The following is a 22,383-nucleotide window of genomic DNA, read 5'->3' as shown; positions in this document are numbered from 1 at the left end:
GGATGAGCAAATGTAGAATTTGAGGGTAGAAATAAAAATTCAAAGGAGTCCAGACTTATAAATCTGCACTCCTTTACTTGCACATAAAATCATAAAACATTAAAAATGAAACACTTACAAATAAATATGATTTTACAGACAGGGTTTTAATCAACATTCATAAGCATTCCTTTACGATACTCTGCTGGGGTTTGATTGACGTATTTTTTAAAAACAGCATAAAAAGAAGACTTAGAATTGAAACCACATTCGTAGCCGATACCTTCTAAAGTAAGGTGTTCGTAAGCATTTGCCAGTAATTTTTTTTTGGCTTCCTCTACTCGATAAGTATTGATAAAATCAAAAAAGTTTTTCTGAAAATGTTGATTTAAAATTTTGGAGAGTTGATAACTCTGAATCGACAAATCATCAGACATCATTTTAATAGTCAGTTCTGCATTCAAATAGGGCTTTTTTTCTTCCATATAAGTTAGCAATACGGTATTAAAATCATCGTCAAGTACCGATGGCAAAGCCGCAATAGCTTTAGATTCCTCTTTGCTTGAAACAGCATTTTCTAATGAAAATGAGGCTAAAGTATTGAACAAAACAGGCTTGGTGTAACATTTCCAAGCAACAAAAGTTAAAATCGGTAATTGCAAAAGTGGCACATAAGGGAAAAACTTGATTGTGAGCAAGCCATAACCCAAAGGCAAAATGAAATGAAAAATAACCAAGAATAAAAGTACATTAAAGAGCCATTCCAAACGCAATTTATCGGTATTAGAGAAATAAGTCGTCAGCGAAAGGCGGTACTTTAGCAAAGTGAGCAAACTGGCGATAAGGTAAGAAACATTAGAAAGAAACAACAAAAGGTGATAAGGGCGATTGATAGGATGTTTATCTTGTTTGATAAGAGCGATATACTCATGGATTTCATGCGATGGAACAAAGAAAAGTTTACCATAAAAAAACAAAGTAGCCACCACCGCAGGCACAAAATGTAGCCAAGCCCAACCCTGATATTTGATAGTCTTTCCAATGTAGGACTGCACAAAAAAGTACAACAATACCCCCCACAAAAAACGGAAACCTGCACTAAAATGAATCAAATAAGGTACTTGATTGATGATTTCGGAAAGACGACAAATAAAAAAATGAAAGTTACTGATTGCTTGAAGCAAAAAAAGTAAACCTAAATACAAATTACTCCCAGAAGTTTCGTGTCGGTTTTTCAAGAAAAAGATAGCCAAACCAAGCAAGAAAAAAACACTTCCAAACCCTATCCAATTAGCAAGCATATTGAAATATCTTTTACAAAAAGCAATTAATTATGATTCATAACAAGATTACATTTGCAGAAAAATTATATTAAATAATACATAAGTACAAAATTAACCACAAAAACCGTTCCAATCAATTTACCATAGCTTTTACTTTATGAATGGAAGAGTGAAGTAAAAACAGAAATATCCAAGTACTTCTATTGACATATTACTTAGAAATTCACCCATTTACTTACCCGAAAATGATTGGCTATATTTCAATTAGCATATTTCACTGTGCTATCAATAATAAAAAAGTCGAAATTGACTTAATATTTTTGAAACGCTCAATACTTCTTTTTTATAGACATGAAAAAAATCTTATTCTTTGGCATCCTTCTTTTTGTTGGAGTAATGTCTTGTGTAAATCGTAAAAACGACCCAGTAGCCACTACAACAACAGGAGATACTTCAACAGGCTCGACAACGGGTACAGGAACTGGGGGTACTGGCACAAGCAGTACAACCTTAAACTGCGGCACAACTACCAACAGTACAGGCGATTCTGTGTGTTTTAATACCCAAATTTTACCCATGATTGTCTCAAACTGTGCTACCAGTGGTTGCCATGATGCAAAGAGTAAAGAAGAAGGTTATGAGCTTACTTCATACGCAAAAATTATTGCCAAAGGTATCAGAGCAGGAAGCCCAACTAATAGTAAACTTTACCAAGTAATGATACGCACAGATAATGAGCGAATGCCACAGCCTCCGCTTCCAGCTTTATCAAAAGCTAATATTGATTTATTTGCCAAATGGATTCAGCAAGGAGCAAAAAATGTTACTTGTGGTACTACTGTTGATACGGTAAATGTTTCGTATTCAAAAACGATTCAACCTGTTATTACTACTTATTGTTTGGGTTGTCACCAAGCTCCGACCAATTCTGGCGGTGTTAATTTATCAACTTACAGCAATGTAAAAACCTACGTTGACAATAAGCGTTTGTATGGTGCTATTACTTATAGCAACGGCTACGTAGGAATGCCACAAGACAATAAATTGACCGACTGTCAAATTTTGGTATTCAAAAAATGGATTGACGCTGGGGCAAAAAACAATTAGACTCAAAAGAAAATTATACTAATAAAACCCTCTACATAAGATTTAGAGGGTTTTTCGTTTTTATCCTGTAAATTGGATAATTATTTCACACAACATCTTCAATAAAAAATGAAAAAAATATTCTTTGTAGCGGCTTTGCTACTGGGCTCAGGTGAAATCTTTGCTCAACAAAAATCAAATTATAGCCAATACGATTTGTTTAATCCTTTATTCAACTACACACTCTCGACGCCTACCAGAAGTGGAACAGGTTCGCCCGGAAGTACTTATTGGCAAAATGTAGCGGATTATAAAATCAATATTGCTTTAGACGAAGAAAAAAATACCGTAGAAGGTGATGTAGAAATTACTTATAAAAATGCTTCGCCAGATAAACTTAATTTTTTGTGGTTGCAATTAGACCAAAATCAATTCAATACAAAATCTCGTGGTGGACTTAGCACACCCATCAATGGCGGAAGATTTGGCAATACAAGTTTTGACGGTGGCTATGTAATTAAATCTGTGACGATTGATGGCAAACCTGCTGATTTTTATGTAAGTGATACTCGTATGCAAATCAAATTAGCTACACCGCTACTCGAACGCACAGGAGTATCTAAAATTAAAATTGCATACTCATTCCCGATTCCAAAATATGGTTCAGACCGTATGGGAACACAAGAAGTAAAAAACGGCACGATTTACGAAATGGCACAGTGGTATCCAAGAATGTGTGTTTATGACGACATCGAAGGCTGGAATGTGTTACCTTATCTTGGAGCAGGTGAGTTTTATTTAGAGTACGGAAATTTTGATTATAACGTAACTGTTCCTGCTGCTTATACTGTTGTTGGTTCTGGTGAATTGACGAACCCAGCAGATTGCTGGACGGCAGAGCAAATCAAACGTTTTGCCGAGGCTTCTAATAGTGATAAAACAGTTTTGATTCTTGGGAAAGATGAAATTGGCACTCCTACTTCTCGTCCAAAGAAAGATGGAAAAATCACTTGGAAATTTCATTGTTCGATGGCTCGTGATGTTGCCTTTGCTATGTCTAAAGCCTTTATCATTGATGCCGCAAGAATCAACTTGCCAAGTGGCAAAAAATCTTTGGCGATGTCGGCATATCCTGCTGAATCTGCTGGCGATAAAGCTTGGTCTCGTTCAACAGAATATGTAAAAGGTGCAATCGAATACTATTCAAAATGGTTGTATGAATATACTTATCCAGTAGCAACAAACGTGGCGGGTTCAATCAGTGGGATGGAATATCCGGGCATTGTATTTTGCGGAATGCACGACAAACAAGGCGAACTTTGGGGAGTAACCGACCACGAGTTTGGTCATAACTGGTTTCCAATGATTGTGGGTTCGAACGAAAGAAAATTTGCTTGGATGGACGAAGGGTTCAACACTTTTATCAATTTTTATTCTACTGATAATTTTAATAGCGGTGAATACAAAGGCAATAAAATTGATATGCACCAAATGTCGAAACAATTGTTCAGAGAGAGTGCCGAGCCAATTATGAACATTCCAGACGTTTTGCAGTCAAGTAGCTTGGGCTATGAAGCTTATTACAAACCAGGCTTAGGCTTGAAATTATTGCGTGAACAAATTTTAGGGCCAGAACGCTTTGATTACGCCTTCCGTGAGTACATCAAACGTTGGGCATTCAAACATCCTACGCCTTATGATTTCTTCAAAACTATTGAAGATGCCGCTGGCGAAGATTTATCTTGGTTCTGGAGAGGTTGGTTCTACGAAACTTGGAAACTCGACCAATCTGTAAAAGATGTTCAGTATATTGAACAAGACCCTAAAAATGGAGCAATCATCACGATTGAAAACTTAGAAAAATTAGCAATGCCTGCAATCGTAGAATTGGAAATGGTAGGCGGACTAAAAGAAAGAGTAACATTACCCATTGAAATTTGGCAAAGAGGCGGTACTTGGACTTTCAAATCGACAACCAATTTACCCTTAAAATCAGTAACGATTGACCCTGACCATGTTTTCCCAGATTTCAATTCAAAAAATAATACTTGGAAGCCTTTAAATTATAAAGCTCCAAAACCGAATTAATCATTGATACTTGATTGGCATTCAAATATCTAAAGGTTAAACAAAAAACTCCTCAAAAGCCTAAATTTCAGGTTCTTGAGGAGTTTTTCGTTTATACTAATAGATGAGTCATCGTATAGTAAAATATCACGAAGTATCATTGCTTGTGTTAAAATCTTATTTGTACAACTACGGCCCTACCACTACTCTAAAACCAATATATCCATAGCGAGTCTCAGGTGCTTCACTACTTCTAAAAGATATACGACAATAAGAAAGAATATCATCCCAACTTCCTCCACGGAGTACTCGATAACTACCCGTAGCAGGCCCACGAGGATTGACAGCCGAAGCACTTGAATAAGCCCCATAAATATCACTACACCATTCTAATACATTACCCGTCATATCATAAAGCCCTAATTCATTGGGTTGTTTTAAGGCTACTTCGTGAATCCCCTTAGCATTGGCATTGTACCAGCCAACATATTCAATATTGAAAGAACCAGCATATTTATGCCCTTTGGTTTCATTACCGCCACGGGCAGCGAACTCCCATTCTGCTTCGGTGGGCAAACGATAATGCTCGCCTGTTTTATTACTAAGCCACTTACAATAGCCCACAGCGTCATTCCAATTCACAAACGCCATTACTGCATCGCTTGGATAGTCTTCCATTCCAGCAGGAAAAGGTCTCCCGATGTCATTGCAATACTCTCGCCATTGTAGCACGGTAGTTTCTGTTTTAGCCATTTTAAAGTTAGAAAGTGTTACCGTATGCGTCGGACGTTCCCAATTTTCACCGTCGCCGTCGGTATCACCCATGATAAACGTACCGCCTTTTATCTCAATCATCTCAGGATAATTTTGAGCCTCCAAGGCAAAAGGAATAGAAAGTATTAAGTACAAAGGCAATAAAAGTTTTTTCATATTTATATGGATAAGAATTAAGTTTTCAAAAAATGGTTGAGCAGAAAACCAAAACGAAAAAGGGATATTCGCATTTTTTGTCGTACTATCACGACAAAGCAATAGCACTTCGTAGCTAAAAAATAGCTACAATACCTACACCCTATTCAAATAAATTTACTGTTTTTTTGAAGTACGCAAAGTCATGCTGATACCAATGGTGATGTATTTTATACATCCCAAAAGACAAACTCAGTACCTTAATTTAATGATTTTTAATGCTATTGTGTCAATATTTCATTTTGAATTTATCAACTCTCTCAGATTATATATATTTTCAAACATTGACTATATTTACCAAAATACTTAAAATTTCCATCATTTGCAATTGATAGAAATTATCAAGAAATAATTTTAAAAATAAATCAAGAAAAAATAGTAATTGAAAGAGTTGAAAGAACTACAAAAATTATACCATTTGGTAATTTGGATAATCAAACAACCCCTAAAATTGCCATTGGGAGATTTTTGGGCTTGATTGTTTGCTGATATTTTTGATTTAGAAAATCTAAATCAAAGTAATGTAAATAACTACGAAAATTTTAACTTGTAGCTTTCAACAAATCATCTTTGCACCATGAAAAATATAGGAGAAATAATACTTTATGAAACAGAGGATGGACAAACATCTTTGGAAGTTCAATTAGAAAATGAAAACGTTTGGCTTAGTCAAGCTCAAATGTCAGAACTCTTTAATAAAGAACGTTCTGTAGTTGCTAAACATATTAAGAATATTTTTTCAGAGAATGAGCTTGATGAAAAAAGCAATGTGCAAAAAATGCACATTGCTTTTTCTGATAAACCAGTATCATTTTACAGCCTTGATGTAATAATATCAGTTGGTTATAGAGTAAAATCAAAACAAGGTACAGACTTTAGAATTTGGGCTAATAAAGTTTTAAAACAATACTTGGTTAAAGGCTATGCCATTAAGGATAAAATCAAAATTGAACAGTATGAGAATCTCCGTCATACGGTTAGTTTATTAGCAAATGTTTTACAAAACAAAGAATTATCTGCTGATGAAGCCACGGGCTTGCTCAAAGTTATCACAGACTTTGCTTATGCTTTAGATATTCTCGATAAATACGACCATCAAATACTTACTATTGAAAATACATCCTCCGAACAATATTTTACAATTACTTATGAAGAAGCAATAATCGCCATCAAAAGTTTAGGTAGTAAATTTGGGAGTAGTTCCTTGTTTGGGAATGAAAAAGACAATTCATTTAAGGGTTCGGTTGCGACCATTTATCAATCATTTGGTGGAATTGAGCTATACCCAAGTGTAGAAGAAAAGGCAGCAAATTTATTATATTTTGTAGTGAAAAATCATTCATTTAGCGATGGCAATAAACGAATAGCAGCCTTTTTATTTGTTTGGTTTTTAGAACGAAATAAACTTCTATATCATCCAGATGGTAGAAAACGCATTGCGGATAATGCTTTGGTTGCACTCACACTGATGATTGCAGAAAGTAAACCAGAAGAAAAAGAGATGATGGTAAAGGTTGTCGTAAGTTTGATTAATGGAAACAATTAGATTGAAGTAATTATGAAAATAATATAACAAGCAAGACTTCAACAATATTTTTCAATTTGAAATAAGTATTAATGCAAAATTATGAGTTATAAATTATGAGTTATATCTTTCATTTTCAGAAATTTATAGTTTAATTTTAATAAAAACAATATAACATATTGAAATTCAAAACTTTAAACTCAACACTCATACTTAGCCCTTTATTATTCCCTAAAAAACACACATGAAAAACACAGAATGGCTTGCCATTGCCAAAAGAATTCAATCCGTGGCTCAAGCGGGTTTGTTTTACTCTCAAAGTCCTTACGACCAAGACCGATACCAAGAATTATCTGACCTCAGTGTTCAAATTTTAAGTAAACTTACGGATGAACCTATTGAAAAAATTGGGTCTCTTTTTACTCAAGAAAGAGATGGCTACCAAACCCCAAAAGTGGATGTTCGTGCTGTAGTTTTTAACGAAAATAACGAAATCTTAATGGTAAAAGAACGTGTTGACGACCGTTGGTCTTTACCGGGTGGCTGGGCTGATGTTGGTTATACGCCTTCAGAAGTTGCCGTAAAAGAAGTGAAAGAAGAAACAGGAATTGATGTAAAAACAGTAAGACTTTTGGCAGTGATGGATAAGAAAAATCATCCGCATCCCGAAGAAGCTTGGTACGTTTATAAACTCTTTATCCTTTGTGAAAAAACTGGTGGAGAAATTTCACAAAACACTATGGAAACCTCTGATATACAATACTTCCCAGCAGATAAGCTTCCTCCACTGTCAGAACCAAGAAATCTTGAATCTCAGATTTTGATGATGTTCGACTACAAGAATAATCCCGACAAAGAAGTTTATTTGGATTAGTTGTAAGCTATTTAGCTTTAAGCAATGAGCTACGAGCTTTGAGCTTTTTTTAAATTTAAGATTTATAAAAAAGGCTCAAAGCTCACAATTAACCACAAAAACAAAACTTAAAACTCAAAGCTCATTGCTCAAAGCTAACAGCTAAAAAAAGGCTCAAAGCTCATCGCTCACAGCTAACTAATACTTCAAAGTAATCGTAGTATCATTTTTAAAATAACGTTTGAGCGTTACTTCAAAGCTTCCAGCTTTCTTAATTACTGTATTTTTAGGCATTACCAAATCGCCAAAACCTGTTTTTTCGTTGCCTAAATCAATCGTTTTCACTTCTCCTTTGGGTTCTTTTACTTGCAAAACATAGTGTACTTCGCTATTTGGCGGAATTACATTTGCCCATTTCTTAACGATTTTACCTTCCCAAGCCATTTCTTCAATTTCATCAACTCCTTGAAATACTCTATGGGTATCATTTTTATTTCTCCAATAATCAAGACCATAAATAATAACGAATGCACCAATAATTAAAGGCGTTAGTTTTCCTGATAATACACTGGGGTCTTTAGCTGTTGAATTGCTGTCACCTCCTAATAAACTACCGATTAAGGGCATTTTTAATTTCTGACGAGGTGGACGACGACGATATGAGCTTTGTTCCATGAAAGGCTATTTTAAAGATATGAATTTACAAACAAGTATTAAAGGGATATTTAACAATACAAAAACCTGAAAAACAATTGTTTAACTATAAAAAACAAATAAAAATCTATTTTGTTTTAGCATTTTCAGAGCTTTTATCTACAATATTATTATAAGGAAAGTGTTTTTAAAAGCGTTGAATGAACTAAATTTGTAAGTATTCTATTTTCTTAATTGAAAATTGAAAAATTATACGCAAGACGAAGTCTGCCTTTAAAAAGATTAAAACCCAACACAATGATAAATTCAATCACTAAAGCAGTAACAAAGCTGTTTGGTACAAAATCAGAAAGAGACATCAAAGAATTGATGCCTTACGTGATTAAAACCAATCAGGAGTTTGCTGCTCTTCGTAACCTTTCTGACGAACAGTTGCGTCAGCAAACGGCTGATTTAAAAGCTATTATCCAGAAAAATCTTGCTAAAATTGATGCTGACATCTCTGATTTAAAATTAGAAGTTGAAGCAAATCAAGAAATGTCGGTTGATGCGAAAGAAACTATTTTCAACCAAATTGACAAATTACAGCTCGACCGTGATAAACAATTAGAAGTTGTTTTACTCGAAGTTCTTCCAAAGGCTTTTGCCGTTGTGAAGGAAACCGCTCGAAGGTTTACTGAAAACAAAAAGTTGGAAGTAACCGCTACTGTTCACGATAAGTTTATTGCTTCCAAAAAGAAAAACGTTGAAATCGTGGGCGATAAAGCCATTTGGCATAACAAATGGATGGCAGCCGGCAACGAAATTGAGTGGAACATGGTTCACTACGACGTTCAGTTGATTGGTGGTGTGGTACTTCATCAAGGAAAAATTGCTGAAATGGCTACGGGTGAAGGTAAAACGTTAGTTTCAACTTTGCCTTCGTACTTGAATGCTTTGGCTGGTCAGGGCGTACACTTAGTAACGGTAAACGACTACTTAGCAAAACGTGACTCTGAGTGGAATGCTCCACTTTTTGAATTCCACGGTTTAACAGTTGACTGTATCGACAAGCATGAACCTAACACAGAGGAACGTCGCAAGGCTTACTTAGCTGACATTACTTACGGTACAAACAATGAATTTGGTTTCGATTACCTGCGTGATAATATGTCACGTACTCCAGAGGAACAAGTACAACGCAAACATCACTATGCGATGGTCGATGAGGTCGATTCAGTTTTGATTGATGATGCCCGTACTCCTTTGATTATCAGTGGACCAATGGCTCGTGGCGACGAGCAAGAGTACGATGCCTTCAATCCTTTGGTGGCTCGTATGGTTGAACAACAAAAGAAATTGGTTCAAGACTTTTTGGTTGAAGCCAAAAAATTGATTGCCGCTGGAAATAAAAAAGATGGTGGTTTAGCACTTTTCCGTGCTTACAGAGGTTTGCCAAAAGCAAGACCAGTAATTAAGTATTTGTCGGAAACAGGTATCAAACAGATTTTACAAGAAACGGAAAATATCTATTTGGCTGATAATCAAAAATTAATGCCAGAAGCAGATGCTCCGTTGATGTTTACGATTGAAGAAAAAAACAACCAAGTAGAGATGACCGAGAAAGGTCTGAACTTTATGACTCGCATGGTTGAAAATCCAGACTTCTTCGTTATTCCAGACCTTTCTGTTGATTTGAACCAAATTGAACAGGCAGTTGGTATTACAGAACAAGAGCGTTTGATTAAGAAAGAGGCGTTGATTCGTGAATATTCAGCGAAAACACAGCGTATCCATACCGTAAGCCAATTATTAAAAGCTTATACATTATTCGAGAAAAACGTTGAGTACATCGTTGATGAAACGGACGGTAAAGTAAAAATCGTAGATGAATCAACGGGTCGTATTATGGAAGGTCGTCGTTATTCAGACGGTTTGCACCAAGCCATCGAAGCAAAAGAAGGGGTAAACATTGAAGATGCTACACAAACTTATGCAACGATTACTTTACAAAACTTCTTCAGAATGTATCACAAACTTTGTGGTATGACTGGTACGGCTGAAACAGAAGCAGGTGAATTCTGGACAATTTATAAATTAGATGTTGTGACGATTCCGACAAACCGTAAGATTTCTCGAATCGACCACGAAGATAAAGTGTATAAAACCGTTCGTGAAAAGTACAATGCCGTAGCTGATGAAATTCAAGAATTGGTAACTGCTGGTCGCCCAGTATTGGTGGGTACTACTTCGGTTGATAACTCCGAATTATTAAGCCGTATGCTTACGATTCGTAAAATTCAACACAACGTATTGAACGCCAAACAACACGCTCGTGAGGCAGACATCGTTGCAGAAGCTGGTCAAGCTGGCAAAGTAACGATTGCAACTAACATGGCGGGTCGTGGTACGGATATTAAATTATCAACAGAAGCACGTGCGGCAGGTGGTTTGGCAATTGTAGGTACTGAAAGACACGAGTCACGAAGAGTAGATAGACAGTTGAGAGGTCGTGCGGGTCGTCAGGGTGATGTTGGTTCTTCTCAATTCTTCCTTTCATTAGAAGATGACTTGATGCGTAAATTCGGTTCAGACCGTATCGCTAAAGTAATGGACAGAATGGGTATGGAAGAAGGCGAAGTAATTCAGCACTCAATGATTACTTCTTCGGTAGAAAGAGCTCAGAAAAAAGTAGAAGAAAACAACTTTGGTATTCGTAAGCGTCTTTTGGAATACGATGACGTAATGAACTACCAACGTAATGCCATTTATAAGCGTCGCCAGAATGCCCTTTTCGGCGAGCGTTTAGCTTTGGATATTGCAAATAATACTTATGATGTTTGTTCTGAAATTGTGCAAAACAATGTAAGCTATGATGAATTAGCTTTACGTTGTATTGATATTTTGGGAATTGAACCTCCATTTACTCGTGAAGAAATCGGCAAACTCAATACTCAACAACGTACTACACGTTTGTATGATGCTGCTGAAAAACATTATCACGCAAAAAATAAAGGTTTAGCAGATAAAGTAGTAGCCTTTGCGAAAGAAGCCATTGCACATGGTTATGCTGGTATGCAAGTACCTTTAGTAAGTGGCTCGATGATGTCTCAGTTATTTGCTGATGCACAAGAAACCATTGATACCAACGGACGTAAAGTAATTCAAGAAATGGAAAAATCAATCGCCTTGAGTTTGATTGACCAAGAATGGAAAGAACATTTACGTGATATGGACGATTTGAAACAGTCGGTACAAAATGCAAGTTACGAGCAGAAAGACCCATTGTTAGTTTATAAATTTGAAGCCGTTAAATTATTTGAGCGTTTCTTGAGTCGAATCAATTTAGATACTGTAAGTTTCTTGATGAAAGCAGATATGCCAGAAATTCAAGAAGCATCAGCTCCAGCAGCACCAAGTCGCCAAGCTCCACAACCTAAATTACAAGTACAAAAAGATGAAGCTATTTCATCTTTATTAGGTGGTTTAGCGGGCGGAAGAGGTGATGAAAACGATTATCACGACCCAAGTGCCAACCAAGTGGTAGAAAAAGTTGCTCCACGCCAAGCAGTGAAAATTGCTGACCGTAACCAAAGAGTAACCGTTCAATATCGTGATGGTTCAATCAAAGAAAACGTAAAATACAAAACGGTTGAACAAGACGTTGAAAAAGGTAATGCAGTAGTAATTGCCTAAAAGTTTTCCAAGAATTATTTGTCAAAATTGACAGATAATTCTTGGAAACAAGTTCATAAAAAAGCCTCGGATTTATTGAAAATCTGAGGCTTTTTTTATGTTTGAGCGATATGTTTATTTCATAAATACCTGATAACTATACGGTTGAAAAAAATCACCAATCACTATTTACAAATCACTGCTTAATTAACCCAGCTAAATTTATATTCAATTTCTGGAATTTTGATACGCTCAGTCAAGCGAGTTAAGCGGTCAGGCAAACGCATCAAGTAATCTTGTGCTTTTGCTGCTGGGCCAGTTAAACCCGTCATTTTAGCAATATCCCAATCTTTTAATAAAAGTTCAGTGATTTCGATATAGTCTTTACCAGTATAAACACCAAGTCTTTGTGCTGCATCAGAGAAATGACCATAAATTCCACCTTTTTCTCCATTCAATTCACGAAGGAAATGAGCAGGCATTACAATTTTTTGCTTCATCATTTCTGCAAAAGCGAGCATCATTTCAGAAGGGTCAATTTCAAAAATACTTGCGATAAAACTTTTGTAAGCTTTATGATGACGCATTTCGTCAGCCGCAATCATTGCACACATTTTAGACAATGAATTATTGCCATGTTTTTTTGCCAAAGAAGCAGTACGACGGTGCGAAATATTAGTTGCTAATTCTTGAAACGAAGTATAAACAAACGTTTTATAAGGGTCGTCGTCTGTTTTAATATCAAAGCCATCCGAGATAAGATACTGTGTTGAAATTTCCACAGCCTTCATATTTACACGTCCAGAAAGGTAGATGTACTTATTCAATAAATCTCCATGACGATTTTCCTCAGCAGTCCAAGCACGAGTCCATCTTGCCCAACCTTGTGGTTCTTTAATCATATCCACACCTTCAACCACCATAATTGATGATTCGTAAGTTGGCAAAGCTTCCTCCGTAATCATATCACCGATAAGTACAGCCCAATAGTCGTAGGGCAATTCACGAGCAGCTTGCTGAAGTTCTTTTACCTCATCAAAAAAAGATTCTTTACTGGCATCGGGTAAAAAATCAGAAGGTTGCCAGTTGGTTTCAATCGGAATAAGGTACTTGCTCACGATGTCGTCCATATTTACGGCAAGGTGATTCATTACTTCTATCCTTTCATTTCGCTTTTCCATTTATTTGTGGTTTGGGTGTTCAAAGAGCATCGAAAAAGTGCTAAAAATTCTAAAAAAATACTTTTTATCGACTACCTAATTTTACAAAGATACTGAATTATCTATAATTCGTTAAATGACATTTGTCATTATTTTAGTATTAAATTTAACAAAATATAGATTAATCTATAAATCTTTTTGTAATGGGATGATAACTATCCACTCGTCTATCACGTAAATAAGGCCATGTAGAGCGATAATACTCTGTTTTAGCTAAATCTACTTCTTGAACATGCACTTCTTCTTGCTCGTGTGAACCTAAATAAAGTAGTGTTCCGAAAGGATTCGCCACGAAGCTTCCGCCCCAAAATTGTTGGTCAGCCTCACGTCCTACTCTATTCACCGAAACCACATGAACGCCGTTTGCTACCGCATGCGAGCGTTGGATTGTCTGCCAAGCATTGTATTGCTCACGGTTGATGTTCGGGTCTGTTTCGTTAGTATCCCAGCCAATAGCAGTTGGATAAAACAATACTTCTGCCCCCATCAAAGCCGTAATTCTTGATGCTTCTGGATACCATTGATCCCAACAAATCAGCACGCCGATTTTAGCAAATTTCGTCTGAAATACTTTATAACCTGAATCTTCTGGCGAAGCATCACCAGGAGTAAAATAAAATTTCTCGTAATAACCAGGGTCGTCGGGAATGTGCATTTTTCTGTACTTTCCTAAATACGAACCATCAGCATCCAAAACTGCCGTAGTGTTGTGATATAAACCTGCGGCACGTTTTTCAAACAAAGAAGCAATAATCACCACACCCAACTCTTTGGCAACTGCCGAAAGTGTATCAGTAGATGGACCGGGAATGGCTTCTGCTAAATTAAAATTAGCGTGGTCTTCTACATCACAAAAGTATAACGAAGTAAATAATTCTTGTAAACAAACAATATTTGCTCCTTTTTGAGCCGCTTCACGAATTCCTTGAATCGCTTTTTGCATATTTTCTTGTACATTTTCTGTACAAGACATTTGGACAAGTCCGATGTTAATTTTTTTTGACATTTATACTTACTTGAGTAATTGCGAATTAGTGAATGAGTGATTTAGTGATTAATACTTTTATTACCCATAAATTCCCCTTCCAAACCATACTCATTAGTTTTGTTCTATTAATTTTTATAAATACTGGTAATCTTTGTACTACGGTTTTTTAGTTCTTCAATAGCGTTTTTTATTAATGGATTTTTCAAATCCTCACGAATTTCTTTTTGCAACGCTTTCTTATTTGCCAGCATCTTCTTAGCAATAGACACCATTCTTTCTTGAATGGCTTGATGTTTTGCAAATTCCTCTTGTGTTGTCATAGCTTTTGTTTTTAACAATACAAATTTACTCAAATTTCATCTCATTCATGCACTTAAAATGCCCTAACGGACATTTATCATAACCTATTTTAGAACATGGGCGACAAGCTAAGTACTTCACTTCGAGGGCTACAAAATTAGTTTGATATGGGTACATTCCAAACTCAGGTACAGTATTTCCCCAAATAGAAATCACTTTTTTCTTGAAAGCAGCCGCTACGTGCATCATCCCAGTGTCGTGTGTATAAACAATCGTCGCTTCTTTAATCAACGAGGCAGACTGGTTTAAAGTGCATTTTCCACAGGTATTTAAAATGTATTTCTCTGTTTCATTTTTAAATGCTGAAATTAGGTTTTCAGCTTGCTCTGCATCTTCCTTTCCTCCTATCAAAACAAGTGGTAATTGAATAGTTTTACACAATTCAATCATTTTGTTTAAGGGTAATTTCTTAGTTTCGTGTTGTCCGCCAATGGCATAAACGGCATAAGTATTTCTGAAATTTTCGGGCAACCAATCAGCGAGTAAAATATCTTTTTCAGGAATGAAGTAATCTAAACCTTGATTATCATTTTGTATGCCTAAATGCTCAATCGTTTTTAAATTTCTATCTACAATATGTACTTTGGGCATAATATTCTTTTTGAATTTTACCAAAAGCCATTTTTGAAAATTAATTTTATCAAAACTATAAGATTTTACACCTAATCTGAGTTTAATAATCCTTGTTCTCAGATTATTATGCAAATCTATCACATAGTCGTACTGTTCAAGCTTTAGTTGTTTTATCAAATCATTAAGACTATCCTCCAACAAAAAGTACTTATCAATGTACGGATTATTTTCTACTAAAGTTTTATAAGATTTCTTCGTTACAAAATGTACTTCGGCATTAGGATACTGTTTTTTCAAACAACGCACTACTGGCGTGGTAAGGATTATATCTCCAATCGAAGAAAAACGAAGAATTAAGAATTTGGTCATGTAAATTGGGTGATTTTCAGAGAAGAATTTTCAGCGATTAAGTCGAAATCAGAATCTTGGTGACAAATTTCAACTTTAAAATGAATGGCATAAGCCGCAATCAAACAATCATTGGCTTTACGAATCGTAACGCCTTTTTGGCGTAATGAACGATACAAATTGGCTGATTCGATGGCAATTTCTACGGCATCTAACCTTAAAACTTGCTGTGCCAATAATAACCTCCGAGTAACATCAAATCTCTTTTGGTCAGAAATTCCTTGGAGAACTTCCTGAATTATCGTCGGAGCAATATATACTCTGGCTCTTATCGCAAAAAGATTCTCTAAAATTCTTACTTGAGGCGTATCTTTTTTATTAAGATAATTTATCCAAACAGAGGTATCGAAAAGTATCATAAGTTTGAAACTTCTTGTGTTCTCATTTCATCTAAATCGCCAGTCCAAGTACCTGAATGCCTTAATGCTTCCATTTCTTGAATCAAAAAGTAATAATGTAAATCGTTTAAAGCTCTCTCAATCACAGCTTTTTTGGTCTTCAAGCCTGTGGCTGACATTACTTGTGCCATTAAATCATCATTTATTTCAATATTCGTTCTCATAATCATCTGAGTTTTTATACACAAAAATAACGATTTTTATACACATAGATTTCATTTTGAGAGAATTTGAATATTTATGACAAGCAAGTTGATGAATTATTCCAAAATTCCCCCAGAAAAGCAATAACTTTGTATGATTGCGAAACAGAAGTAATTTTACCTTTCTGAAGAGTAATGTTTGATTAAGAAAATTAAAATCATGGCTGAACAAAAACAACAAGATACTGCTTCCACGCTAAAAGAAATCATTTCGCACGCCAAAGAATATGGCTTTGTGTTTCCTTCTTCTGAAATTTATGATGGTCTTCAAGCCGTTTATGATTATGGTCAAAACGGAGTTGAGTTGAAAAACAATCTTAAAACTTTGTGGTGGAAAGCCATGACAATGTTGAACGACAACGTTGTTGGGATTGATGCAGCCATTTTTATGCACCCGCTTACTTGGAAAGCTTCTGGTCACGTTGATTCGTTCAACGACCCAATGATTGATAACAAAGATTCTAAAAAGCGTTATCGTGCCGATCAATTATTGGAAGCGAAAGCCGAACAGTACGAAGCAGAAGGCAATCCTGAAAAAGGAAAAGCTTTATTGCAGGAAATGGCAAGATTATTAGATGCTGGTGAATTGGATGGCGTTCGTCAATTGATTATTGATGAAAATATTAAATGTCCAATTTCTGGTACTTCGAACTGGACAGAAGTTCGTCAGTTCAATTTGATGTTCTCTACTCAAGTTGGTGCGGTTTCAGAAGATGCTTCTTTGATTTACTTACGTCCAGAAACAGCACAAGGTATTTTTGTCAACTTCTTGAATGTTCAGAAATCTGGTCGTATGAAAATTCCTTTTGGAATTGCTCAAATCGGTAAAGCTTTCCGTAACGAAATTGTAGCTCGTAACTTCATTTTCCGTATGCGTGAATTTGAACAAATGGAAATGCAATTTTTCTGTCGACCCGGTACTGAAATGCAATGGTACAATGCTTGGAAAGAAACTCGTTTAAAATTCCATAAAGCTATTGGTTTGCCAGCTGAAAAATTGAAATTCCACGACCACGAAAAATTGGCTCACTATGCCAATGCAGCGGTGGATATTGAGTACCAATTCCCATTCGGTTTCAAAGAAATGGAAGGTATTCACTCAAGAACAGCTTTTGACTTAACGGCTCACCAAACGCTTTCAAAGAAAAAACAACAATACTTTGATGCCGACCTTGACGAAAATGGTAAACCTTACGGAAACTACATTCCTTACGTAGTTGAAACGTCTGTGGGTGCTGACCGCTTGTTTTTAGCAGTACTTTGCAATGCTTATACTGAAGAAACTGTTGGTGAAGGCGAATCTGAAAAACAACGTACTTATTTGAAATTCCATCCAGCGGTTGCTCCTATCAAAGCTGCCGTTTTACCTTTGGTTAAAAAAGATGGTTTGGCAGAAAAAGCACAAGATATTTTCCATTCATTGAAACGCTCGTTCAATACAACTTATGATGACGGCGGAGCAATCGGAAAACGTTATACTCGTCAAGATTTAATTGGTACTCCTTACTGTGTGGTTGTGGATTACCAAACAATGGAAGACGAAACCGTAACAATTCGTCACCGTGATACAATGGAACAAGAAAGAGTAAAAATCTCTGAATTACGTGAAAAAATCGCTTACGCAAGTAGCATGGAAAGAGTATTTGAATTATTATAATTTGATGTTGGGGTGATTAGAAAATAGTGATTGGTGATTAGAATTGTTAAATTTTTATTTATCAATCATTTACAAAAAACGCATCCTTTAAATTATTTTAATTACTAAACTCAAGATAAAATAGAGGCTTCTGAGAAATCAGAAGCCTTTTTTTATTGATTTTAAACAATGAAAATCATATTGATACGTTACCAAAGTACATTTCTTTTCAAAGAACTAATTAAAGCTCTTCTCGCTTCAACTCCAGAACTCGTTTATTGAGATTCTTTTTCGCAATTCAATGTAGATTGATATACTTGCTTTTATTATTAGTTTCTTCGTATTTTTTCATTCTTTAAACATATTTGTACTATGACACAAGCGATTCTACAAAACTCATCACAATCAAACAATCTAATACTCCAATACGGCAAAGATGCTTTGCTCGTCATTGTAGGAGTATTATCTGCCAGTTTTGGGCTTAAAGGTTTCTTATTACCTAACGACTTTTTAGACGGTGGCGTTACGGGTATTTCATTGCTCATTAATATTCTGACGGATATTAATTTGCCTGTACTCATTATTATCGTCAATTTGCCTTTTATCTGGCTGGCTTACACACAAGTATCCAAAATGTTTGCTCTAAAAACGCTATTGGCAATTGGACTTTTGGCACTGAGCTTAACCTTTATTTCGTTTCCAATCGTCACAACTGATAAGCTTTTGATTGCAGTTTTTGGTGGTTTTTTTCTGGGTGCAGGCATTGGGCTTTCTATCAGAGGTGGTTGTGTGTTGGATGGCACAGAAGTACTTGCCCTGTTTATCAGCCGTAAAACAGTACTTACCGTTGGGGACGTAATTATCGTTATCAATGTGATTATTTTCTCGGCAGCCGCTATTTTAATTAATATCGAAACAGCCATGTACGCCATGCTTACCTACTTAGGAGCTTCAAAAACCATTGATTTTTTGATTCATGGTCTTGAAGAATTTACGGGCGTTACCATTATTTCAGAACACAGTGAGGAAATCAGAAAAGTAATTATTGAAAAATTGGGACGGGGCGTAACCATATTCAATGGCAAAAGAGGTTTTGGCAAAAGAGGACAACTCAACGAAGATTTGAATATTATTTATACGGTAGTGACTCGTCTGGAAATTCAAAAACTGACTGATGAAATCGAAAATATAGATAAATCAGCCTTTATTATTCAGCAGACGATTAACGATGTAAAAGGTGGAATGATTAAAAAATTGCCTCTTCATTAATCAAAAAAATTAGATGAAACTTACAGCGACTTATTTCTTCTTAGAGAAATAAGTCGTTTTTGTATTTAAGTGGAAATGCAGTTTGTACATTTGTGATGAATCTCAGTAAATCCTAAACATATTATGACTTATAAAGCTCAATTAAAAATCACCTCGATAAGTTATCTACTACTTCCGAGTATTTTATTTTTACTGACATGGGTAAAACCTTTGTGGGGCTTTTCAAGTACACTTGTCATTCTTTTGATGAGTTTCCAAGTATTCAAAACCATTATTCAAACCGAGCCAACTCACGAGCGTTCTCAGCGACCTTCCAATTTCAACATTGGCATACTTTTCATCATCTCTTTACTTTTCAATGTATTACTGGGCATCGGTGAATTTCGGGAACAAACCGCAGATTTTATCGCTAATAATTTTAAGATTTACGATTTAGTCAAAAATGATTTTCCTGTCTTTTATACCGACTACAAAGTTTATCTCTGTTATTATTTGGGCTATTATTTACCAACTGCAATGTTGGGCAAAGTATTTGGTTTGGCATTTTGTCATTATTTCTTACTGCTTTGGAGTACTTTAGGCGTTTTCCTTACGCTATCATGGGTTTATACTTTTTCAAGAAAAGCCCCTTTTTTACTAATTATTGCATTTTTATTGTACAGCCACTCTTGGACTTTTATCCACTTTTTACGTTTTCTTGAAATTGATACCATTCATTTTCAAGCGTATTTTATCAAAATAAACGACTTTATGTTGGCGATAAATTCCTTCGTGAATAATTACGCTTGGGCTCCTCAGCATACAATTCCTGCTTGTTTGGGCATTTGCCTAATTATCAATAATTATCTCCACAAGGAGAGTTTATTGATAGAATCAGTACTGGTGCTGATGAGTACCATTTTTTGGTCGCCATTTGCTACCATTGGGCTTTTTCCATTTGTACTTGTTTTGTTCTTGAAAAATATTAAAATCTTATTTCATAAAAGTCATTTCTCCGAACTTCTTCAAACTGCTTTTTTGTGCGTAGGTTTCCTGCCGATTCTCTCCTATCTCACAAGTACACAGGGCGTAAATGCAGATAACACAGGCGTAATTTGGAATGCTGGCGAAGCCGATTGGTGGGTATATTATTTATTTTACGTTATCATTCATTTCGGGATTTGGGCAATATTGGCATTCTCTTATAAAAGTAAATTTCAAGAACTTTTTATGATTGCTTTCGGTACTTTATGCTTACTGGCGTTTTGTAAAATCGGAATGATGAACGATTTGAATATCAGGGCATCTGTGCCTTCTTTAGTGATATTAAGTATTACTATTGGCTATATTGCCATTCATTATTTTAGCTTCAAAAAGCCACAACACTGGGCTTGGATGCTGTTTTTTTTCATCAACAGTGCTATTCCAATATTAAAAATTCTGAAAGGATTTTTACCATCGAAACCCGAAACTACCATTGAAAATCACTTTAATACAGGTTCTTTCACGATGTTGCAACACCAAGAAAAAACCTACAATAAAAGTGCGGTGAAAGAGTATTCTTTAGCAGAAGGTTCTACTTTTGAGAAGTATTTTTTGAAGCATTAAAGGGACTTTTCTTTTTTCATTACCATAAAAAGTGAACTTCCGAAGAAACCTTTTCTGAGGATTTTCTCTTCGATTTTCACCAATTGATAACAAAAATTATTCACAAAATCAGAAGGTACTTCTACATCTGATACAATATTATCAGTATCAATCCAGCCAAATCTCATTCCGATACGTTGGGTAAAACGAATGCCAAAAACTAAAGGAGCAAGTACCCAAGTCCAGTAGGAATGATAAGTAATTTTGAATAAATCTTTGGGAAGATACTGACGAAAACTCTGAATTGTAAAACGACGTTTTCCACCAACGGCTAAATCATGCGTACCATAAAAAGCATCAAAAGCATTATTGTTTGAAATGAAAATTCCGTCCTCTTTCAATAAATGAAAAATATTGTAAAAAGCACTTTTCATTTGCTCGGTTTCCAAACAATAAAAAACGTCATTGCAGACAATTACGTCAAATTTCTTAGGCGTGTTCAAGTCATTCAAATTGTCGATATTAAGTCTTTGAACATCCAAGTTTCGAGCTTTACAAAATTGAATTGCCGCTTCTGAATAATCTATTCCTTGAATATTTTTGTAAGCATTTTTTCGTAAAAAACTTAACAATCCACCAGTGCCACAGCCAACATCTAAAATATTAATATCCAGATTATTAGCGTATTTTTTCTGAATTTCAGACAATACCTTTTCGTGTAAAACTCTATACCACCAAAGTTTTTCTTCGGCTTCGTACATCATTTTATACTCTTGTTCACTACTATTCAGCATGGCTCTTTACTTTATATTTTACCGAAAACTGCGGATAATTATTTTGGGTCAAAAACATTCTTCCCATGTACTCGCCAATAATGCCGAGTGACATTAATTGTACTCCACCAAAAAACAGAAAAATAGTAATTGAGTATTCCGACAAAATTCCCCAAACGTCTAAACTAAAAAGAGCTAAACCTAAAAAAGTAAAGAAAAAACCTGAAAGTAAAATAAATCTGGCAGGCAAAATAGAGTAGCCAAAAACAATGGTTAAGAATAAAACCGAAAGTTTTTCAAAAGTATAATTAGAGCGTCCTTCTTCCCTTTTTGAGTGTTCAACAAGTACCGTTCCTACTTTTGAAACTAAACTAAAAATGATTCCATCAATGTATGGAAATGGGCCTTTGTACTGGCAAATTTCGTCCACAATATCTTTACTTATCAGTTTAAAACTTGAAAGGTAAAGACCTTTCGGTTTATTGAAAAGATGGGTCGCTAATTGATTGACCAACCAACTACCAAAATTTCTAAACATATTGTGTTTTTTGTCTGAATAATACGTGTAAACTACTTCCAAACCTGTTCTTTGTGCTTCCTCCATAAGTTTGATAATTTCAGAAGGAGGGTTTTGGAAATCATCATCAATCATCACAGCGTACTGACCACGTACTTGGTTGAGTCCACACATTACGGCATTGAATTCACCAAAGTTTTTACGCAAAGAAACAAAAGTAATGTTTTTATATTTTTTAGAAAGTGCCAAACATACTTCCTCTGAATTGTCGGGACTTCCATCATTTACCAAAATAATTTCAAAAGCATAAGTATAGAGTTCTTCATGTAATTTTTCAACCAGCCGACCAATAGTTTTTGCTCCATTATACACCGGTATTACAACTGATAATTGTATCATTTA

Annotated in this window: 19 protein-coding genes; 8 read left to right on the top strand and 11 right to left on the bottom strand. The window is 35.5% G+C overall.

Annotation, left to right across the window (positions count from 1 at the left end):
* Window positions 1-146 precede the first annotated feature (146 nt).
* Window positions 147-1,280 carry a helix-turn-helix domain-containing protein gene (locus VB248_RS04815; RefSeq protein ID WP_323295605.1) on the bottom strand — a complete coding sequence of 378 codons (1,134 nt, stop codon included), beginning with the start codon at window positions 1,278-1,280 and terminating at the stop codon, window positions 147-149.
* Between the two features lie 333 nt (window positions 1,281-1,613).
* Between VB248_RS04815 and VB248_RS04810 the strand changes: the two genes are divergently transcribed.
* Together VB248_RS04810 and VB248_RS04805 are read left to right on the top strand one after the other, a co-directional pair.
* Window positions 1,614-2,369: a hypothetical protein gene (locus tag VB248_RS04810; RefSeq protein ID WP_323295604.1), complete on the top strand. Its 756-nt coding sequence runs from the start codon at window positions 1,614-1,616 to the stop codon at window positions 2,367-2,369.
* Between the two features lie 108 nt (window positions 2,370-2,477).
* Window positions 2,478-4,436, top strand: a complete 1,959-nt coding sequence (locus VB248_RS04805; RefSeq protein ID WP_323295603.1) for a M1 family metallopeptidase — start codon at window positions 2,478-2,480, stop codon at window positions 4,434-4,436.
* 168 nt (window positions 4,437-4,604) lie between these two features.
* Here the strand turns inward: VB248_RS04805 and VB248_RS04800 are convergent, their stop codons facing one another.
* Window positions 4,605-5,345 (bottom strand): formylglycine-generating enzyme family protein, encoded by a 741-nt coding sequence (locus VB248_RS04800; RefSeq protein WP_323295602.1) that lies wholly within the window; start codon window positions 5,343-5,345, stop codon window positions 4,605-4,607.
* A 616-nt stretch (window positions 5,346-5,961) separates the two neighbouring features.
* Between VB248_RS04800 and VB248_RS04795 the strand changes: the two genes are divergently transcribed.
* The gene (locus tag VB248_RS04795; RefSeq protein WP_323295601.1) at window positions 5,962-6,930 is read left to right on the top strand and encodes a virulence protein RhuM/Fic/DOC family protein; all 969 of its coding nucleotides are present in this window, start codon (window positions 5,962-5,964) and stop codon (window positions 6,928-6,930) included.
* Window positions 6,931-7,153: 223 nt separating this feature from the next.
* Complete coding sequence (locus VB248_RS04790) at window positions 7,154-7,783, top strand: NUDIX hydrolase (RefSeq protein WP_323295600.1); 630 nt, start codon at window positions 7,154-7,156, stop codon at window positions 7,781-7,783.
* Window positions 7,784-7,960: 177 nt separating this feature from the next.
* Here VB248_RS04790 and VB248_RS04785 read toward each other — a convergent pair whose 3' ends face one another.
* Window positions 7,961-8,437 (bottom strand): hypothetical protein, encoded by a 477-nt coding sequence (locus tag VB248_RS04785; protein WP_323295599.1) that lies wholly within the window; start codon window positions 8,435-8,437, stop codon window positions 7,961-7,963.
* Window positions 8,438-8,713: 276 nt separating this feature from the next.
* On the opposite strand from VB248_RS04785, the gene secA reads away from it, so the two are divergent.
* The gene (secA, locus tag VB248_RS04780; RefSeq protein WP_323295598.1) at window positions 8,714-12,091 is read left to right on the top strand and encodes a preprotein translocase subunit SecA; all 3,378 of its coding nucleotides are present in this window, start codon (window positions 8,714-8,716) and stop codon (window positions 12,089-12,091) included.
* A gap of 182 nt (window positions 12,092-12,273) precedes the next feature.
* Here the strand turns inward: secA and VB248_RS04775 are convergent, their stop codons facing one another.
* From VB248_RS04775 to VB248_RS04750, 6 genes are all read right to left on the bottom strand, one after another.
* Window positions 12,274-13,251, bottom strand: coding sequence for an acyl-ACP desaturase (locus VB248_RS04775; protein WP_323295597.1), 978 nt, complete (start codon window positions 13,249-13,251; stop codon window positions 12,274-12,276).
* 160 nt (window positions 13,252-13,411) lie between these two features.
* Window positions 13,412-14,296, bottom strand: coding sequence for a carbon-nitrogen hydrolase (locus VB248_RS04770; RefSeq protein WP_323295596.1), 885 nt, complete (start codon window positions 14,294-14,296; stop codon window positions 13,412-13,414).
* A 107-nt stretch (window positions 14,297-14,403) separates the two neighbouring features.
* Complete coding sequence (locus VB248_RS04765; protein ID WP_323295595.1) at window positions 14,404-14,598, bottom strand: hypothetical protein; 195 nt, start codon at window positions 14,596-14,598, stop codon at window positions 14,404-14,406.
* Between the two features lie 25 nt (window positions 14,599-14,623).
* Window positions 14,624-15,580 carry a glycosyltransferase family 9 protein gene (locus VB248_RS04760; RefSeq protein WP_323295594.1) on the bottom strand — a complete coding sequence of 319 codons (957 nt, stop codon included), beginning with the start codon at window positions 15,578-15,580 and terminating at the stop codon, window positions 14,624-14,626.
* A complete protein-coding gene (vapC, locus tag VB248_RS04755) occupies window positions 15,577-15,978 on the bottom strand; it encodes a type II toxin-antitoxin system VapC family toxin (RefSeq protein ID WP_323295593.1) in 402 nt (133 codons plus the stop codon). Before vapC ends, VB248_RS04760 begins: the two co-directional genes overlap by 4 nt.
* On the bottom strand, window positions 15,975-16,181 hold the full coding sequence (locus VB248_RS04750; RefSeq protein ID WP_323295592.1) for a type II toxin-antitoxin system VapB family antitoxin: 207 nt from the start codon (window positions 16,179-16,181) through the stop codon (window positions 15,975-15,977). Before VB248_RS04750 ends, vapC begins: the two co-directional genes overlap by 4 nt.
* Window positions 16,182-16,380: 199 nt before the next feature.
* On the opposite strand from VB248_RS04750, the gene VB248_RS04745 reads away from it, so the two are divergent.
* The 3 genes from VB248_RS04745 (at window position 16,381) to VB248_RS04735 (ending at window position 20,712) form a co-directional block, all read left to right on the top strand.
* A complete protein-coding gene (locus tag VB248_RS04745; RefSeq protein ID WP_323295591.1) occupies window positions 16,381-17,877 on the top strand; it encodes a glycine--tRNA ligase in 1,497 nt (498 codons plus the stop codon).
* Window positions 17,878-18,228: 351 nt separating this feature from the next.
* The gene (locus tag VB248_RS04740; RefSeq protein ID WP_323295590.1) at window positions 18,229-19,125 is read left to right on the top strand and encodes a YitT family protein; all 897 of its coding nucleotides are present in this window, start codon (window positions 18,229-18,231) and stop codon (window positions 19,123-19,125) included.
* Between the two features lie 123 nt (window positions 19,126-19,248).
* Window positions 19,249-20,712 carry a hypothetical protein gene (locus VB248_RS04735; protein ID WP_323295589.1) on the top strand — a complete coding sequence of 488 codons (1,464 nt, stop codon included), beginning with the start codon at window positions 19,249-19,251 and terminating at the stop codon, window positions 20,710-20,712.
* Here VB248_RS04735 and VB248_RS04730 read toward each other — a convergent pair.
* Together VB248_RS04730 and VB248_RS04725 are read right to left on the bottom strand one after the other, a co-directional pair.
* Window positions 20,709-21,485, bottom strand: a complete 777-nt coding sequence (locus VB248_RS04730; RefSeq protein WP_323295588.1) for a class I SAM-dependent DNA methyltransferase — start codon at window positions 21,483-21,485, stop codon at window positions 20,709-20,711. The two genes, VB248_RS04735 and VB248_RS04730, sit on opposite strands and share 4 nt — an antisense overlap.
* A complete protein-coding gene (locus tag VB248_RS04725; protein ID WP_323295587.1) occupies window positions 21,475-22,380 on the bottom strand; it encodes a glycosyltransferase family 2 protein in 906 nt (301 codons plus the stop codon). The genes VB248_RS04730 and VB248_RS04725 overlap by 11 nt, the downstream gene beginning before the upstream one ends.
* Window positions 22,381-22,383: the final 3 nt, after the last annotated feature.

This window comes from Arcicella rigui (assembly GCF_034929435.1).
GTDB lineage: Bacteria > Bacteroidota > Bacteroidia > Cytophagales > Spirosomataceae > Arcicella > Arcicella rigui.
The sequence above is the reverse complement of the archived record's forward strand: the minus strand, read 5'-3'. Positions and strand labels throughout refer to the sequence as shown.

Bases quoted from the DNA above. Each gene is read 5' to 3' on its own strand.
- VB248_RS04815 (WP_323295605.1), bottom strand. From the start codon at position 1,280: ATGCTTGCTAATTGGATAGGGTTTGGAAGTGTTTTTTTCTTGCTTGGT.
- VB248_RS04810 (WP_323295604.1), top strand. From the start codon at position 1,614: ATGAAAAAAATCTTATTCTTTGGCATCCTTCTTTTTGTTGGAGTAATG.
- VB248_RS04805 (WP_323295603.1), top strand. From the start codon at position 2,478: ATGAAAAAAATATTCTTTGTAGCGGCTTTGCTACTGGGCTCAGGTGAA.
- VB248_RS04800 (WP_323295602.1), bottom strand. From the start codon at position 5,345: ATGAAAAAACTTTTATTGCCTTTGTACTTAATACTTTCTATTCCTTTT.
- VB248_RS04795 (WP_323295601.1), top strand. From the start codon at position 5,962: ATGAAAAATATAGGAGAAATAATACTTTATGAAACAGAGGATGGACAA.
- VB248_RS04790 (WP_323295600.1), top strand. From the start codon at position 7,154: ATGAAAAACACAGAATGGCTTGCCATTGCCAAAAGAATTCAATCCGTG.
- VB248_RS04785 (WP_323295599.1), bottom strand. From the start codon at position 8,437: ATGGAACAAAGCTCATATCGTCGTCGTCCACCTCGTCAGAAATTAAAA.
- secA (WP_323295598.1), top strand. From the start codon at position 8,714: ATGATAAATTCAATCACTAAAGCAGTAACAAAGCTGTTTGGTACAAAA.
- VB248_RS04775 (WP_323295597.1), bottom strand. From the start codon at position 13,251: ATGGAAAAGCGAAATGAAAGGATAGAAGTAATGAATCACCTTGCCGTA.
- VB248_RS04770 (WP_323295596.1), bottom strand. From the start codon at position 14,296: ATGTCAAAAAAAATTAACATCGGACTTGTCCAAATGTCTTGTACAGAA.
- VB248_RS04765 (WP_323295595.1), bottom strand. From the start codon at position 14,598: ATGACAACACAAGAGGAATTTGCAAAACATCAAGCCATTCAAGAAAGA.
- VB248_RS04760 (WP_323295594.1), bottom strand. From the start codon at position 15,580: ATGACCAAATTCTTAATTCTTCGTTTTTCTTCGATTGGAGATATAATC.
- vapC (WP_323295593.1), bottom strand. From the start codon at position 15,978: ATGATACTTTTCGATACCTCTGTTTGGATAAATTATCTTAATAAAAAA.
- VB248_RS04750 (WP_323295592.1), bottom strand. From the start codon at position 16,181: ATGAGAACGAATATTGAAATAAATGATGATTTAATGGCACAAGTAATG.
- VB248_RS04745 (WP_323295591.1), top strand. From the start codon at position 16,381: ATGGCTGAACAAAAACAACAAGATACTGCTTCCACGCTAAAAGAAATC.
- VB248_RS04740 (WP_323295590.1), top strand. From the start codon at position 18,229: ATGACACAAGCGATTCTACAAAACTCATCACAATCAAACAATCTAATA.
- VB248_RS04735 (WP_323295589.1), top strand. From the start codon at position 19,249: ATGACTTATAAAGCTCAATTAAAAATCACCTCGATAAGTTATCTACTA.
- VB248_RS04730 (WP_323295588.1), bottom strand. From the start codon at position 21,485: ATGCTGAATAGTAGTGAACAAGAGTATAAAATGATGTACGAAGCCGAA.
- VB248_RS04725 (WP_323295587.1), bottom strand. From the start codon at position 22,380: ATGATACAATTATCAGTTGTAATACCGGTGTATAATGGAGCAAAAACT.